The sequence below is a fragment of the Vogesella sp. AC12 genome (assembly GCF_024437575.1).
GTDB classification, from domain to species: Bacteria; Pseudomonadota; Gammaproteobacteria; order Burkholderiales; family Chromobacteriaceae; genus Vogesella; species Vogesella indigofera.
In genome coordinates this window covers 139,413-152,822 of sequence record NZ_JANFNU010000003.1, presented here as the reverse complement: position 1 = coordinate 152,822, position 13,410 = coordinate 139,413, and the positions used below count along the sequence as shown (strand labels likewise).

General features: G+C 66.1%; 14 protein-coding genes. 7 read left to right on the top strand and 7 right to left on the bottom strand.

Annotated elements, in window-relative coordinates:
- Window positions 1–105 precede the first annotated feature (105 nt).
- A complete protein-coding gene (locus NOM55_RS07075) occupies window positions 106–567 on the bottom strand; it encodes a copper chaperone PCu(A)C (protein WP_255908023.1) in 462 nt (153 codons plus the stop codon).
- Between the two features lie 211 nt (window positions 568–778).
- On the opposite strand from NOM55_RS07075, the gene NOM55_RS07070 reads away from it, so the two are divergent.
- The 4 genes from NOM55_RS07070 (at window position 779) to NOM55_RS07055 (ending at window position 3,457) form a co-directional block, all read left to right on the top strand.
- Window positions 779–1,426 carry a MarC family NAAT transporter gene (locus NOM55_RS07070; RefSeq protein WP_255908022.1) on the top strand — a complete coding sequence of 216 codons (648 nt, stop codon included), beginning with the start codon at window positions 779–781 and terminating at the stop codon, window positions 1,424–1,426.
- Window positions 1,427–1,517: 91 nt separating this feature from the next.
- Window positions 1,518–2,342, top strand: a complete 825-nt coding sequence (locus tag NOM55_RS07065; protein WP_255908021.1) for an AraC family transcriptional regulator — start codon at window positions 1,518–1,520, stop codon at window positions 2,340–2,342.
- A gap of 75 nt (window positions 2,343–2,417) precedes the next feature.
- Window positions 2,418–3,140 (top strand): AzlC family ABC transporter permease, encoded by a 723-nt coding sequence (locus NOM55_RS07060; protein ID WP_255908020.1) that lies wholly within the window; start codon window positions 2,418–2,420, stop codon window positions 3,138–3,140.
- The gene (locus tag NOM55_RS07055; RefSeq protein WP_047965913.1) at window positions 3,137–3,457 is read left to right on the top strand and encodes an AzlD domain-containing protein; all 321 of its coding nucleotides are present in this window, start codon (window positions 3,137–3,139) and stop codon (window positions 3,455–3,457) included. Before NOM55_RS07060 ends, NOM55_RS07055 begins: the two co-directional genes overlap by 4 nt.
- Window positions 3,458–3,613: 156 nt before the next feature.
- Here NOM55_RS07055 and NOM55_RS07050 read toward each other — a convergent pair whose 3' ends face one another.
- The 6 genes from NOM55_RS07050 to NOM55_RS07025 form a co-directional block, all read right to left on the bottom strand.
- Entirely contained in the window at window positions 3,614–3,991 is a 378-nt protein-coding gene (locus NOM55_RS07050; RefSeq protein ID WP_255908019.1) for a putative zinc-binding protein, read from the bottom strand.
- A 91-nt stretch (window positions 3,992–4,082) separates the two neighbouring features.
- The gene (rodA, locus tag NOM55_RS07045; protein ID WP_255908018.1) at window positions 4,083–5,180 is read right to left on the bottom strand and encodes a rod shape-determining protein RodA; all 1,098 of its coding nucleotides are present in this window, start codon (window positions 5,178–5,180) and stop codon (window positions 4,083–4,085) included.
- Window positions 5,161–7,113, bottom strand: a complete 1,953-nt coding sequence (gene mrdA / locus NOM55_RS07040; protein ID WP_255908017.1) for a penicillin-binding protein 2 — start codon at window positions 7,111–7,113, stop codon at window positions 5,161–5,163. Before mrdA ends, rodA begins: the two co-directional genes overlap by 20 nt.
- Before the next feature lie 5 nt (window positions 7,114–7,118).
- The gene (gene mreD, locus NOM55_RS07035; protein WP_255908016.1) at window positions 7,119–7,622 is read right to left on the bottom strand and encodes a rod shape-determining protein MreD; all 504 of its coding nucleotides are present in this window, start codon (window positions 7,620–7,622) and stop codon (window positions 7,119–7,121) included.
- A 67-nt stretch (window positions 7,623–7,689) separates the two neighbouring features.
- The gene (gene mreC / locus NOM55_RS07030; protein WP_255908015.1) at window positions 7,690–8,583 is read right to left on the bottom strand and encodes a rod shape-determining protein MreC; all 894 of its coding nucleotides are present in this window, start codon (window positions 8,581–8,583) and stop codon (window positions 7,690–7,692) included.
- 44 nt (window positions 8,584–8,627) lie between these two features.
- Window positions 8,628–9,671, bottom strand: coding sequence for a rod shape-determining protein (locus NOM55_RS07025; protein WP_255908014.1), 1,044 nt, complete (start codon window positions 9,669–9,671; stop codon window positions 8,628–8,630).
- Between the two features lie 215 nt (window positions 9,672–9,886).
- Between NOM55_RS07025 and gatC the strand changes: the two genes are divergently transcribed.
- The 3 genes from gatC to gatB all read left to right on the top strand — a co-directional run bounded on the left by gatC (window position 9,887) and on the right by gatB (window position 13,194).
- On the top strand, window positions 9,887–10,174 hold the full coding sequence (gene gatC, locus NOM55_RS07020; RefSeq protein WP_047965920.1) for an Asp-tRNA(Asn)/Glu-tRNA(Gln) amidotransferase subunit GatC: 288 nt from the start codon (window positions 9,887–9,889) through the stop codon (window positions 10,172–10,174).
- Between the two features lie 73 nt (window positions 10,175–10,247).
- Window positions 10,248–11,699 carry an Asp-tRNA(Asn)/Glu-tRNA(Gln) amidotransferase subunit GatA gene (gene gatA / locus NOM55_RS07015; RefSeq protein WP_255908013.1) on the top strand — a complete coding sequence of 484 codons (1,452 nt, stop codon included), beginning with the start codon at window positions 10,248–10,250 and terminating at the stop codon, window positions 11,697–11,699.
- Window positions 11,700–11,766: 67 nt separating this feature from the next.
- Complete coding sequence (gene gatB / locus NOM55_RS07010; protein WP_255908012.1) at window positions 11,767–13,194, top strand: Asp-tRNA(Asn)/Glu-tRNA(Gln) amidotransferase subunit GatB; 1,428 nt, start codon at window positions 11,767–11,769, stop codon at window positions 13,192–13,194.
- Window positions 13,195–13,410: the final 216 nt, after the last annotated feature.

The window sequence follows — 13,410 nt, the reverse complement described above, 5'->3', positions numbered from 1 at the left end:
GGGGGGGGGGGGGGGGGGGGGGGGGGGGGGGCGCCCCCCCCCCCCGCCCCCAACAGCGCGATGGCAGGCGCCGCCCGGCGTGGTGCCGGGCGGGGATGGGCAGGCTTAGTGGCCGGCGGGGTGGACGGGTGCCATGCCGCTTTCCACGGTGACCTCTACGGTGACCTTGCCGGCTTTTTCAAATTGCAGCTGTAGCGGGAAGCGGTCGCCGCTGACCGCCTGTTTCGGTATCTGCAGCAGCATCAGGTGCAGGCCGCCGGGAGCCAGCTTTACCTGGCCGGCGGCCGGCAGCACGATGCCGCCGCTGACTTCGCGCATGCGCATCACGCCGTTGTCGTTGAGGTGCTGGTGCAGCTCGGCGCGCGCCGCCTGTGGCGTGCTGGCGGCCAGCAGCCGGTCGGCGCCGCCGCTGTTGCTGATGGTCATGAACACCGCCGCGGTCGGGCTGCTGGCCGGCATCGCGCGGCTCCACGGGTGGTCGATCTTCAGCGCGCCGGCGCTGTAGTCATGGGCAAGGGCGGGCAACGACAGCAGGCCGGCGAGTGCGGCAAGGGCGAGTTTTTTCATGGTGTGCGGGGGCAGGTTGCAGTGGCGAAGAGCATAGCACGCAGCCTCCGCCGCCAGCTGCGGCATAATGTCGCAGCTGGCCCCATGATCACGATTACCGTGCCGCCGGTTTCGCCCACGACGACGGCTGGCTACAATGCCTGCCCGCGCTGCCGCTGCTTGCGGCGGCCGCTGGCCTTATTTCCGGATCCTTACTTCCAGATCAAGAAGAATGATGTTCAAGACCCTGTATCTGCAGTTCCTGTTTGGCGGGCTGGTGAGCCTGCTGGTGATCACCAATCCGCTGTCCAAGATCCCGCTGTTCGTGTCGCTGACGCAGGGCATGAGCGAGCTGCGCCGTGCGCAGCAGGCGCGCATGGCCTGCGTCTACGCCGCCGCGATCATGCTGGTGTGCCTGCTGGCCGGCAACCTGATCCTGGCCGCGTTCGGCATTTCCTTCGGCGCGCTGCGTATCGCCGGCGGCTTCGTGGTGGCGGTGCTGGGCTACCGCATGCTGTTCCTGTCGCAGGATCCGGGCATGGCGCCGAAGACCAACCGCCGCGAGGACTATTCCTTCTTCCCGCTGGCGATGCCGGGCATCAGCGGCCCCGGCACCATCGCGGTGGTGATCGGCATCGCCACCGAGATTGCCGAACTGCACAGCCGTACCGAGAAGCTGCTCGCCTTCGGCATGACCATGCTCGCCATTGTCAGCACCGCGCTGGTGACCTGGCTGGTGCTGCGCTCGTCGACGCTGATCGCGGCGCGCATGGGCCGCGCCGGCACCGAGGTGCTGGGCCGGCTGATGGGCTTTTTGCTGATCTGCGTCGGGGTGCAGTTCATCGGCTCCGGCATCCGCACCTTCATGGCCGGTTCCTAAACGGCCGGCGGCAGGGTTGGCCGCAAGATCGTTCAAGCCCCTGCGGCGGCGGCTGTGCCAGAATGGGGCCACCCCCTGCCGAGCCGTCACCATGTCCGCCGTTCCAGCCGAATACGCCCGCTACTTCCGCGCCGACGACATTGCGCCGCTGGAGTGTCTGGACGCGTTCTACACCCGGCAGGTGTTCACCCCGCACTTTCACGAGGAGTACGTGGTCAACGCGCTGACACTGGGCGCGCAGTCCTACCGCTACCACGGCAGTTCGCACGTCGCCGGCGTCGGTGCGCTGGTGCTGATCAATCCCGGCGAGGTGCACACCGGCGAATCGGCCGATGCCGCCGGCTGGGGCTATCGCGGTTTCTACCCGTCGGCGACGCTGATCCGCGCCCTCGCCAGCCAGCTGGCCGGGCGCCCGGTGGAGCCGTTCTTCCGCCAGACGGTGATCTACGATGTCGATCTGGCGCGGCGGCTGGCGCTGCTGCAACCGTTGCTGGCGCAGTGCCACGACCGGCTGCAGCGCGAGAGTGCACTGTACGCGGTGTTTGCCGACGTGCTGCAGCGGCACATGGGCGTGCGCGAGCGGCTGCTGGCACGCGACCAGCCGCGGTTGCAGCAGGTGCGTGCGCTGCTGGCCGACCGCCTCGCCGACAACCTGTCGCTGCAGCAGCTGGCCGACAGCGCCGGGCTGTCGCCGTGGCACCTCAACCGCAGCTTCCGCGCCGAATTCGGCCTGCCGCCGGTGGCGTGGCGCAACCAGCTGCGCGTGGCGCGTGCGCGCCAGCTGCTGGCGCAGGGCGTGGCGCCCGGCCAGGTGGCGGCGCAGCTGGGCTTTGCCGATCAGCCGCACCTGACGCGCGCCTTCCGTGCCGCGCTGGGGGTGACGCCGGCGGCGTACCAGCGCGCGGTGCGCAGCTAACCGGCGCAAGATCGTTCAAGACGGCGCCGTTGGCGGCGGCCTACAATGCGGCCAACCTTTTGCTGTGGAGCAAGCATGTCGCAACGATTTCCCCCGCTGCTGGCCGGTGCCCGCGATTCGCTGCCGATGCTGGTCGGCGCCGCCCCGTTCGGCGTCATCTTCGGCACGCTGGCGATCGCCAGCGGCATTCCGGCGTGGGCGACGCTGGCGCTGTCGGCGCTGGTGTTCGCCGGCTCGTCGCAGTTCATCGCCGTCAGTCTGATCAGCAGCGGCACCGCGCTGCCGGTGATCTGGCTGACCACCTTTGTCGTCAACCTGCGCCACGCGCTGTACAGCGCCACCTTGCTGCCCTACGCCCGCCACCTGCCGGTGCGCTGGCGCTGGTCGCTGGCGTTCTGGCTCACCGATGAGACCTTCGCCGTGGTCGAGCACCAGCTGCGGCAGCAGGACAACGAGTTCGACGGCGCCTGGTACTGGCTGGGCTCGTCGCTGGCGATGTACGGCAACTGGCAGCTGTGGACCATCATCGGCGTGTTGCTGGGACAGAGCGTGCCCGGCCTTGCCGATCTGGGGCTGGATTTCGCGATGGTGGCTACCTTTGCCGCCATCGTCGCGCCGCAGCTGAAAAAGCGGCCGGTGCTGGTGGCGGCGCTGCTGGCCGGGGTGGTGGCGCTGCTGGCGCGCGAGCTGCCGTTCAAGCTGGGATTGATGCTGGCGGCGCTGGCCGGGGTGGCCGGCGGCGTGCTGGCCGAACGGCTGACGGCGACCACCAAGTCTGAGATGAAGGAGACGACATGAGCCTGCAACTGCTACTGACCATTGCCGGCATGATCGTGGTCACCTACGGCATCCGGCTGAGTTTTCTGGTATTCGGCCACAAGCTGAGCTTCCCAGCCTGGCTGTCGCGTGCGCTGCACTACGTGCCGGCGGCGGTGCTGACCGCGCTGATCGTGCCGATGGCGCTGGCGCCGCAGGGGGCCATCGACCTGTCGCCGGGCAACGCCTACCTGCCTGGCACCCTCGCCGCGGCGGCGGTGGCGTTCTTCAGCCGACACACGCTGGCGGCGATCGTCAGCGGTTTCGTGGTGTACGGCCTGTGGCGCTGGCTGCTGTGAGGTAAGCCGCCTGCGCGGCGGCGCTGGCCGCTGCGAACGAGCGTCTTTTTCTCTTCTATCCGATGTGATCCTGTTTCGGGCTGAGCCGCGACTCAACCGGTCGCGGTACAGGATGGCCGCGCCTGCTGGCATCGCATGCGGGCAGTGGCGAGCGCTCTAGCGCGGCGGCTGCAGCGCCTGCGCCGCCGCCACCAGCTGCGGCCACAGCCGCTCGGCGTCGGCGTTGTCGAAATCGGCGTGCTTGCGCTTGATCACACCGTGGTCGGACAGCTCGATGCTCAGATCGGCGTGCAGTCCGGCCTGCTGCAGGCAGCCCTGCACGCAGCGCAGCGGACAGCCGTCCAGCGCCAGGATGCGGCGGCCGCTGCGTGCGGTACGCAACAAGGCGGGCACCTGGCCGCCGACGCCGGCGATGCACGACATCTCGGCGTGGCCGGCGCGGGTGAGGCGCAGTGCGAAGTGGTTGGCCAGTTGCGCGGCGCTGGAGCAGCCGGAGCAGGCGTAGACCAGGGGCAGCGAGGGATCGGGTTTCATGGCGTCCAGCCTAGCGCGCCGGCAGCGGGCGCGCCATCGGCCGCATGGTCTAGGCCGGATGGCCGGCTTGCGGCCAACCTTGCGTCGCGTGCTAGCGGCGCTGCAGCTTGCCGATGCCCATCAGCATGCCGAGGCCGATGGCCAGCGACACGGTGGCGGTACCGCCGTAGGACATGAACGGCAGCGGCACACCGACCACCGGCAGGATGCCGGCGACCATGCCCATGTTGACGAACACGTAGACGAAGAACGACAGCGTGATGGCGCCGGCCAGCAGCCGGCCGTACAGCGTCGGCGCGCGCGCGGTGATCAGCAGGCAGCGGCTGATGATGCCGAGGTATAGCGCCAGCAGCAGCAGGTTGCCGGCGAGGCCGAACTCCTCGGAGTACACCGCGAAGATGAAGTCGGTGGTGCGCTCCGGAATGTAGTCGAGGTGGGTTTGGCTGCCGGCCAGCCAGCCCTTGCCCCACACCCCGCCGGAGCCGATGGCGATCATCGACTGGATGATGTGGTAGCCGGCGCCGAGCGGATCTTCCATCGGGTCGATCAGGGTCAGTACCCGCTTGCGCTGGTAGTCGTGCATCAGGTTCCACACCACCGGCAGGCTGGCGAGGAAGGCGACGCCGCCGCCGATGATGATCTTCCACGACAGGCCGGCAAAGAACAGCGCAAAGAAGCCGGCGCCCATTACCAGCGTGGCGGTGCCGAGGTCGGGTTGTTTCAGGATCAGCAGGCCGGGAATCACGATCAGCACCGCCGCCACCACGTAGTGGCGCCAGTTGAGGGTGGTTTCGTATTTCTGGAAGTACCACGCTAGCATCATCGGTAGCGCGATCTTCATGATTTCGGACGGCTGGATGCGGGCGATGCCGACGTTCAGCCAGCGGGTGGAGCCGTTGACGGTGATGCCGAACAGCTCGACGCCGACCAGCAGCAGCACGCCGGCAGCATACAGTGGCAGCGCCAGGTGCATCACCGTCTGCGGACTCAGCCGTGCCAGCAGCCACATGATGAGCAGCGACAGCGCGGTGTAGACCAGCTTGTTGTCGATCTTGGCCCAGCTCTGGTTGGAGGCGGAAAACAGCGCGATCATGCTCAGCACGAACACGCCGGCGAGCAGCGCCAGCAGCCAGCCGTCCAGCGGGTCCATGATGGCGCGGGTGAGGCGCTTAGCGAGCGACACTTGCATCTTGCTTTCCTGTTGCCGAGGGCGGGAAGGTTTCCAGCTGGCCGCGGATGTCGTCGGGCAGCTTGCCGGTCAGGTAGTAGTCGAACAGCGCGCGCGCGATCGGCGCCGCGGCGGTGGCGCCGAAGCCGGCGTTTTCCACGATCACCGCTACCGCGATCTTCGGCTGCTCCACCGGGGCGAAGGCGATGAACCAGGAGTGGTCGCGGTGCTGCTCGGCCAGCGCGCCGGCGTTGTACTTGGCGCCCTGCTTGATCTGCACCACCTGCGCGGTGCCGGTCTTGCCGGCCATCGAGTACTGCAGGCCCTGGCCGAGACGCCAGCCGGTGCCGCCCGGCAGCATCACCGCGCGCATGCCCTGCTTGATGTAGTCGTAGTGCTGCTGCTTGAACGGCAGCTGCTTGTACGGCGCCGCCTCGATCAGGCGCGTCTTGCCGTTGCGCGCGTCGGTGACCTTCTGCACCAGGTGCGGGTGGAAGGCGCGGCCGTCATTGGCCAGCATGGCAGTGGCATTGGCCATCTGCAGCGGGGTGTAGGTGTTGAAGCCCTGGCCGATGCCGATACTGACCACGTCGGCCGGCAGCCAGCGGCGGTGCTCGTCGCGGTAGCGCGTTCCGGCAAAGCGGCGCGCCTTCCACTCCTTGGACGGCAGCACGCCGACCGCCTCGCCGTCGAGGTCGATGCCGGTGCGGCTGCCGAGGCCGAACTGCGCCAGCAGCGGGTGGATGCGGTCGATGCCCATGTCCCACGCCAGCTTGTAGAAGAAGGTGTCGCTGGACACCGCGATGGCCTTGGCCAGGTTGGCGGAGCCGTTGCCGCGCGGGTTGGAGTCGCGGAACTGGTGGCTGGAGCCGGGCAGGGTGAAGTAGCCCGGCGCCGGGCGGATCTCGTTCGGGGTGATGGCACCGGCTTCCAGCGCCGCCATGCCCATGAACGGCTTGAAGGTGGAGCCGGGCGGATACATGCCGCGGATGGCGCGGTTGATCAGCGGCCGCTGCCAGTCGCTGTTCAGGCTCTGCCAGCTCTGGCTGTCGATGCCGTCGATGAACAGGTTGGGGTCGAAGCTGGGCTTGGACAGCAGCGCCAGCACGCCGCCGCTGCCCGGGTCGATGGCGACCAGCGCGCCACGGCGGGCGCCGAACAGCTTGTCGGCGACATCCTGCAGGTGGATGTCCAGCGCCAGTTGCAGCGTGTTGCCGTGTACCGGCGCGGTGCGGCGCAGCGAGCGCACCGCGCGGCCGGCGGAGTCGGTCTCGATTTCCTCGAAGCCGTTCTGGCCGTGCAGGTCGTCCTCGTACACCGCTTCCAGCCCCAGCTTGCCGATGTGGGTGGCGCCGCGGTAGTTGGCGGTCTTCTCGTCCGCGGCGAGGCGGTCCTTCTCGCGCGGCCCGATGCGGCCGATGTAACCGAGCACGTGGCTGGTCAGCTCCTTGTACGGGTAGTCGCGGTACAACCGCGCCTTGACCTCGACGCCGGGGAAGCGCCACAGGTTGGCCGCCAGCCGCGCCGCCTCGACGTCATCCATCTTCAGCCGCAGCGGCACCGGCTCGAAGTCCTTCGACTCCGACAGGAATTTCTGGAAGCGCTTCAGGTCGCGCGGCGTGATCGGCACCACCTGGCCCAGCGCCTTGATGGTGGCGTCGAGGTTGTCGATCTTGTCCGGCGTCAGCTCCAGGGTGTAGGAGGCGTAGTTGCGCGCCAGCTCGATGCCGTTGCGGTCGACGATCAGGCCGCGGTTGGGCTGCACCGGCACCAGCGAGATGCTGTTGTTCTGGGCGAGGGTGGCGAAGTGTTCGTACTGGAACACCTGCAGCCAGACGAAACGCGCCACCAGCAGCAACAGCATCAGCACCATGAACAGGTAGGCGACCAGCAGCCGCCAGTACAGCTGGCGTTCTTCGGTGTGCGGGTCTTTCAGGCGTGCGGCTTGCTTCATGGCGCTTAGTGCCGTTCGCTACGGTAGGGCAGCAGCATCAGCTTGGTCAGCAGCGGCCACAGCAGCGCACCGATCAGGGCCGGCAGGAAGTAGCCGAGGCCGGGCAGCGAGGCGCCGACGCTCCAGCGCGCGACCGCCATCAGCAGCTGGATCAGCATCATCAGCACCAGGATCACCAGCGTCTGCTGGCCGAGGTTGAACATCACCAGCTGCTGCTGGCGCAGCAGGATCAGGTAGGCGCCGACGGAGTAGGCCAGCGCGTGCTGGCCGAACATGCTGGTCGACACCACGTCGGCCAAGAGGCCGATGCCGAAGGCCATGCCGATGCCGATGCGCCGCGGCTGGTTTACGCTCCAGTACAGGATCAGCAGCGCGACGAAGTCGGGTAGCCAGCGGCTGGAGCCTTGCGGCAAGGGCAGCAGCTCCAGCGCCAGCGCGACGACAAAGGTCAGCGTGATGAAGCGGCGCTTGACCGGCTTGAGCAGTTCTTGCGGGCGATCGTAGTTCATGACGGTCGGGACTGACGGCAATGGCGCAGCTGGGCATGGCCGCTGCCGGGATGGAAGGCATCACGCATCATGGCGATTTCTTGTCGGTGTTGGCCGCGTCGGTCGGAGGCGGCACCGGCGGCGCGGCCGGCAGTCGGCGGTTGGGCATGATCACCACGAAGCGGCTGGACTGCACGCCGGCGATCACCTCGCTGCGCACGCGGGCAAAGGCGGCGCCGCCAAGGCGGTCGATCTGTTTCACCCGCGCTACCGGAATGCCCTGCAGGTAGACGCCGTCGACGCCGGAGGTAACCAGCAGGTCATTGTCGCGGATGTCGGTGCTGATCGGCAGGTAGCGCACTTCCACGCCGCCGCCAAAGCCGTACAGCAGCGCGCGATGGCCGGTGCGCTCGATCATCACCGGCACGATGTAGTGGCGGTTGATCACCTGGGTGACCTCGGCGCTCAGCGGCTGCACGCGGGTGACCTGGCCGATGAGGCCGTTCTCGTCGATCACCGCCTGGCCGCTGGCGATGCCGCTGCTGCTGCCCTTGTCGATGATCAGGCGATAGGAAAACGGGTCGCGCCCGGTGTACAGCACCTCGGCCACCACGCCGGCATGCGACGGCTGCGCCGCCAGCGCATTGAGCTGGCGCAGCTGCTGCAGTTCCTTCTCCAGCGACGACATGCGCATCAGGTGGGAGGACTGGATCAGGTCGCGTTCGCGCAGTGCGTCGTTCTCGCGCTTCAGTGCCGCCTGCGCAGTAAAGAAGTCGCCGACCTGCATGGTGAGGTTGAGCGGCACGTTGGCCGCACGCTGCAACGGGTACAGCACCACGGAAATGGCGTCGCGCGCCTTTTCCATCAGGCCGTACTGGCTGTCGCCGATCAGCAGCGCCAGCGAGGTGAGCACGCACAGGAACAGGCGGCCGCCGGGCTGCAGGCCCTGATTGGCAAAGCTGGGAGTGTTGGCAAAGTTCATGCAGCACAACGTCACCTCTTGCGAGGTGACGTCTGGTCAGGAAATCAGGGAACGCTGGTGAAAATGGTGCCGACCTTGTCCATTTTTTCCAGCGACTTGCCGGAGCCGCGTACCACGCAGGTCAGTGGCTCTTCGGCGATGAACACCGGCAGGCCGGTTTCCTCGGCCAGCAGGCGGTCGATGTCCTTCAGCAGCGCGCCGCCACCGGTCAGCACCATGCCCTTGTCGGCAATGTCGGCGCCCAGTTCCGGCGGGGTCTGTTCCAGCGCGATCTTCACCGCCGACACGATCTGGTTCAGCGGCTCGGTCAGCGCTTCCAGGATCTCGTTGCTGGACACGGTAAAGGCGCGCGGGATGCCTTCGGCCAGGTTGCGGCCCTTGACTTCCATTTCCTTTACTTCGGCGCCGGGGAAGGCGGAACCGATGGTTTTCTTGATTTCTTCGGCGGTGGCTTCGCCGATCAGCATGCCGTAGTTGCGGCGGATGTAGTTGATGATGGCTTCATCAAACTTGTCGCCGCCCACGCGTACCGAATTGGAGTACACCACACCGCCCAGCGAGATCACGCCGACTTCGGTGGTGCCGCCGCCGATGTCGACCACCATGGAGCCGGTCGGCTCTTCCACCGGCAGGCCGGCGCCGATGGCGGCGGCCATGGTTTCTTCGATCAGCTCGACACGGCGGGCGCCGGCGGCCAGCGCCGAGTCCTTGATCGCGCGGCGCTCGACCTGGGTCGAGCCGCACGGCACGCAGATCACGATGCGCGGGCTGGCGGCGAAGAAGCGGTTGGGGGTGACCTTCTTGATGAACTGCTTCAGCATCTGCTCGGTGACGGTGAAGTCGGCGATCACGCCGTCCTTCATCGGACGGATGGCCTGGATGCTGCCCGGGGTGCGTCCCAGCATTTTCTTGGCTTCGAGGCCGACGGCCAGGATCGATTTCTTGTTGCTGGGGATATCGTTGTGAATGGCGACCACCGACGGTTCGTCCAGCACGATGCCCTTGTTGCGCATGTAGATCAGGGTGTTGGCAGTACCGAGGTCGATAGCCAAGTCATTGGAGAAGTATCCGGTGAGCGAGCGGAGCATGGGGGTCGGTCCTGAAATGTTTTTTGAACGTTGCCTTATCGAAAACGACGGCACGCGTAATTAAATCGTGTTTGGGACAGGGCGGACAGGTAAAGATTCACTGTCCGCAGCGGTCCCGTTTGCCAAGCAGGTCTGGCCCCTTGGTTCTTGGGCTAATGTAACCAATTATGATACCCTACAACGCTTGAAATATTAAAGATTTTGACGAGGACGCCATGTCGTTGAGCCATCAGGATGTTGCACGTATTGCGCGCCTGTCCCGCATCGCGGTAACAGACGCCGAAATCGACGCGGTAAACCGCCAGTTGAACAGTATTCTCGGCCTGATCGAGCAGATGCAGGCGGTCAATACCGACGGTATCGAGCCGATGGCGCACCCGCAGGATGTATCGCTGCGCCTGCGCGAAGACGTTGTCACCGAGCCGAACCGGCGCGAGGCCTGCCAGGCGGTGGCGCCACAGGTGGAAAAAGGCCTGTTCCTGGTGCCGAAAGTCATCGAATAAGCCGCTGCGGCCAACCTTTGCCGTATCTGCCCTGCCGCCGAGGCGGGCCTTCTCTACGGAAGCTCTCTACACGATGATTCACGCTACGCTAAAACAATTGTCGCAACAGCTGGCCGACAAGCAGGTTTCTGCCGTCGAGCTGGCCACCGAATACCTGCAGCGCATCGACGCGCTCAACCCGCAGCTCAATGCCTTCATCACCGTTGACCGCGACAAGACCCTGCTCGAGGCCGCCGCCGCCGATGCGCGCCGCGCCGCGGGCAGCGCCGGGCTCTTGACCGGGGCACCGATCGCGCACAAGGATATTTTCTGCCAGCAGGGCTGGAAGACCAGCTGCGGCTCGAAGATGCTGGACAACTTTATTTCGCCCTACGACGCGCACGTGATCGAGCAGTGCCAGGCCGCCGGTCTGGTGACGCTGGGCCGCGCCAACATGGACGAATTCGCGATGGGCTCGTCCAACGAGAACAGCTACTACGGTGCGGTGAAGAACCCGTGGGACCTGGCCGCCATTCCCGGCGGCTCCTCCGGCGGTTCCGCCGCGGCGGTGGCCGCGCGCCTGGCGCCGGTGGCCACCGCCACCGATACCGGCGGCTCCATCCGCCAGCCGGCCAGCCACTGCGGCGTGACCGGCATCAAGCCGACCTACGGCGTGGTATCGCGCTTCGGCATGGTCGCCTACGCCAGCTCGCTGGATCAGGGCGGGGTGATGGCACAGACCGCGGAAGACTGCGCGCTGATGCTGAACGTGATCGCCGGCTTCGACGAGCGTGATTCCACCAGCCTGGAGCGTGCCAAGGAAGACTACAGCCGCGATCTGGCGCAGCCGCTGGCCGGCCTGCGCGTCGGTCTGCCGCGCGAGTACTTCGCCGACGGCCTCGCCGCCGACGTTGGCCGCATCATCGACAACGCGGTGAGCGAACTGAAAAAGCTGGGCGCCGAGGTGGTGGACATCAGCCTGCCCAACACCCAGCTGTCGATCCCGGCCTACTACGTGATCGCGCCGGCGGAAGCCTCCGCCAACCTGTCGCGCTTCGACGGTGTGCGCTACGGCCACCGCGCCAGCGAGTACAAGGACCTGGTCGACATGTACGAGAAGTCGCGCGCCGAAGGCTTCGGCAGCGAGGTGAAGCGCCGCATCATGGTCGGCACCTATGTGCTCTCCCACGGTTACTACGATGCCTACTACATCAAGGCACAGAAGATCCGCCGCCTGATCGCCGACGATTTCAAGGCCGCCTTTGCCGGCTGCGACGTGATCCTCGGCCCGGTGGCGCCGACCGCCGCCTTCAATTTGGGCGAGAAGTCCGGCGATCCGGTGCAGATGTACCTGTCGGACATCTACACCCTGTCGGTCAACCTCGCCGGCCTGCCGGCGATGAGCGTGCCGGCCGGCTTCAGCGACAACGGCCGTCCGGTCGGGCTGCAGATCATCGGCAACTACTTCAGCGAAGCGAAGATGCTGAACGTGGCGCACCAGTTCCAGCAGGTCACCGACTGGCACAGCAAGGCCCCGGCCCTGTAATTACGCGATCAACAAAGGTTGGCCGCAGCCTGCGGCCAACCTTTAAAACAAGAAGGATTTTCCAAACATGAAATGGGAAGTCGTTATCGGTCTTGAGGTGCACGTGCAGCTCAACACCGTTTCCAAGATTTTCTCCGGCGCCAGCACCGCTTTCGGCGCCGAACCGAACACCCAGGCCTCGCTGGTGGAGCTGGCGCTGCCGGGTGTGCTGCCGGTGCTGAACAAGGCGGTGGTGGAGAAGGCGATTCGCCTCGGTCTGGCGCTGGACGCCACCATCAACCAGAAGAACGTGTTTGCCCGCAAAAACTACTTCTATCCCGACCTGCCCAAGGGCTACCAGATCAGCCAGATGGAGCTGCCGATCGTCGAACACGGCAAGCTGAACATCCTGGTCGGCGACGAGGAGAAATCCATCCGCGTCACCCGCGCGCACATGGAAGAAGATGCCGGCAAGTCGCTGCATGAAGACTTCCACGGCATGACCGGCATCGACCTCAACCGCGCCGGCACGCCGCTGCTGGAAGTGGTGTCCGAGCCGGACATGCGCTCGGCGGAAGAGGCGGTCGCCTACGCCAAGGCGCTGCACACGCTGGTGACCTGGCTGGGGATCTGCGATGGCAACATGCAGGAAGGCAGCTTCCGCGTCGACGCCAACGTGTCGGTGCGCCCGTTCGGCCAGGCCGAATTCGGTACCCGCCGCGAGGTGAAGAACCTGAACTCGTTCCGTTTCCTCGAGCAGGCGATCAAGTACGAGACGCAGTGGCAGATCGAAACCATCGAGGACGGCGGCAAGGTGCAGCAGGCAACGGTGCTGTTCGATCCGGACTCCGGCGAAACGCGCATGATGCGGACCAAGGAAGACGCGCACGATTACCGCTACTTCCCGGACCCGGACCTGTTGCCGGTGCGCATCAGCGACGAGCAGATCGCACGCGTCCGCAGCGAGATGCCGGAACTGCCGGCGCAGATGAAGGCGCGCTTTGTCGACGCCTTCGGTGTTACCCCGTACGACGCCGCGGTACTGACCGGCAGTCGCGCGCTGGCCACCTATTTCGAGGCGGTGGCGACGGCCTCCGGCCAGGGCAAGCTGGCGGCCAACTGGCTGGGTGGCGACGTCGCCGCGCGTCTCAACCGCGAAGGCAAGGATATCGCCGAGCTGCCGATCAATGCCGAACGCTTGTCCGGCCTGCTGGTGCGCATTGCCGACGGTACCTTGTCCAACAAGCTGGCCAAGCAGGTGTTTGATGCGATGTGGGACAGCGAGCTGTCTGCCGACGTCATCATCGAGCGCGACGGCCTGAAGCAGGTGTCCGATGCCGGCGCCATCGAGAAGATGGTGGAAGAGGTGCTGGCCGCCAACCCGAAAGCGGTGGAAGAATTCCGCGCCGGCAAGGAAAAGGCGCTTAACGCGCTGGCCGGACAGGTGATGAAGGCATCCAAAGGCAAGGCCAACCCGGCGCAGGTGCAGGAAATCCTGAAGCAGAAGCTGGCGTAAGCCTGCAAAAACAGCGGCCGCCCTGTATTTGGCAGGGCGGCCGCTGTTTTTTGTTTTGTGGTGCTGCTTGTCAATGGCATGACTTGACACTCTGCCTGCAGAGGATGCTGTAAGCCGCTGATTTCTCTTGTTTTCCCTCCGCTTTGACCTGCCCTAAGTCTTTGTCGCGAAAGGCGAAATGCCACAAATCAATATTGACCGGCTGATGTCGTTTCC

Excerpts from the sequence above, each read along its gene's own strand:
- NOM55_RS07075 (WP_255908023.1), bottom strand. The coding sequence starts at position 567 with ATGAAAAAACTCGCCCTTGCCGCACTCGCCGGCCTGCTGTCGTTGCCC.
- NOM55_RS07070 (WP_255908022.1), top strand. The coding sequence starts at position 779 with ATGATGTTCAAGACCCTGTATCTGCAGTTCCTGTTTGGCGGGCTGGTG.
- NOM55_RS07065 (WP_255908021.1), top strand. The coding sequence starts at position 1,518 with ATGTCCGCCGTTCCAGCCGAATACGCCCGCTACTTCCGCGCCGACGAC.
- NOM55_RS07060 (WP_255908020.1), top strand. The coding sequence starts at position 2,418 with ATGTCGCAACGATTTCCCCCGCTGCTGGCCGGTGCCCGCGATTCGCTG.
- NOM55_RS07055 (WP_047965913.1), top strand. The coding sequence starts at position 3,137 with ATGAGCCTGCAACTGCTACTGACCATTGCCGGCATGATCGTGGTCACC.
- NOM55_RS07050 (WP_255908019.1), bottom strand. The coding sequence starts at position 3,991 with ATGAAACCCGATCCCTCGCTGCCCCTGGTCTACGCCTGCTCCGGCTGC.
- rodA (WP_255908018.1), bottom strand. The coding sequence starts at position 5,180 with ATGCAAGTGTCGCTCGCTAAGCGCCTCACCCGCGCCATCATGGACCCG.
- mrdA (WP_255908017.1), bottom strand. The coding sequence starts at position 7,113 with ATGAAGCAAGCCGCACGCCTGAAAGACCCGCACACCGAAGAACGCCAG.
- mreD (WP_255908016.1), bottom strand. The coding sequence starts at position 7,622 with ATGAACTACGATCGCCCGCAAGAACTGCTCAAGCCGGTCAAGCGCCGC.
- mreC (WP_255908015.1), bottom strand. The coding sequence starts at position 8,583 with ATGAACTTTGCCAACACTCCCAGCTTTGCCAATCAGGGCCTGCAGCCC.
- NOM55_RS07025 (WP_255908014.1), bottom strand. The coding sequence starts at position 9,671 with ATGCTCCGCTCGCTCACCGGATACTTCTCCAATGACTTGGCTATCGAC.
- gatC (WP_047965920.1), top strand. The coding sequence starts at position 9,887 with ATGTCGTTGAGCCATCAGGATGTTGCACGTATTGCGCGCCTGTCCCGC.
- gatA (WP_255908013.1), top strand. The coding sequence starts at position 10,248 with ATGATTCACGCTACGCTAAAACAATTGTCGCAACAGCTGGCCGACAAG.
- gatB (WP_255908012.1), top strand. The coding sequence starts at position 11,767 with ATGAAATGGGAAGTCGTTATCGGTCTTGAGGTGCACGTGCAGCTCAAC.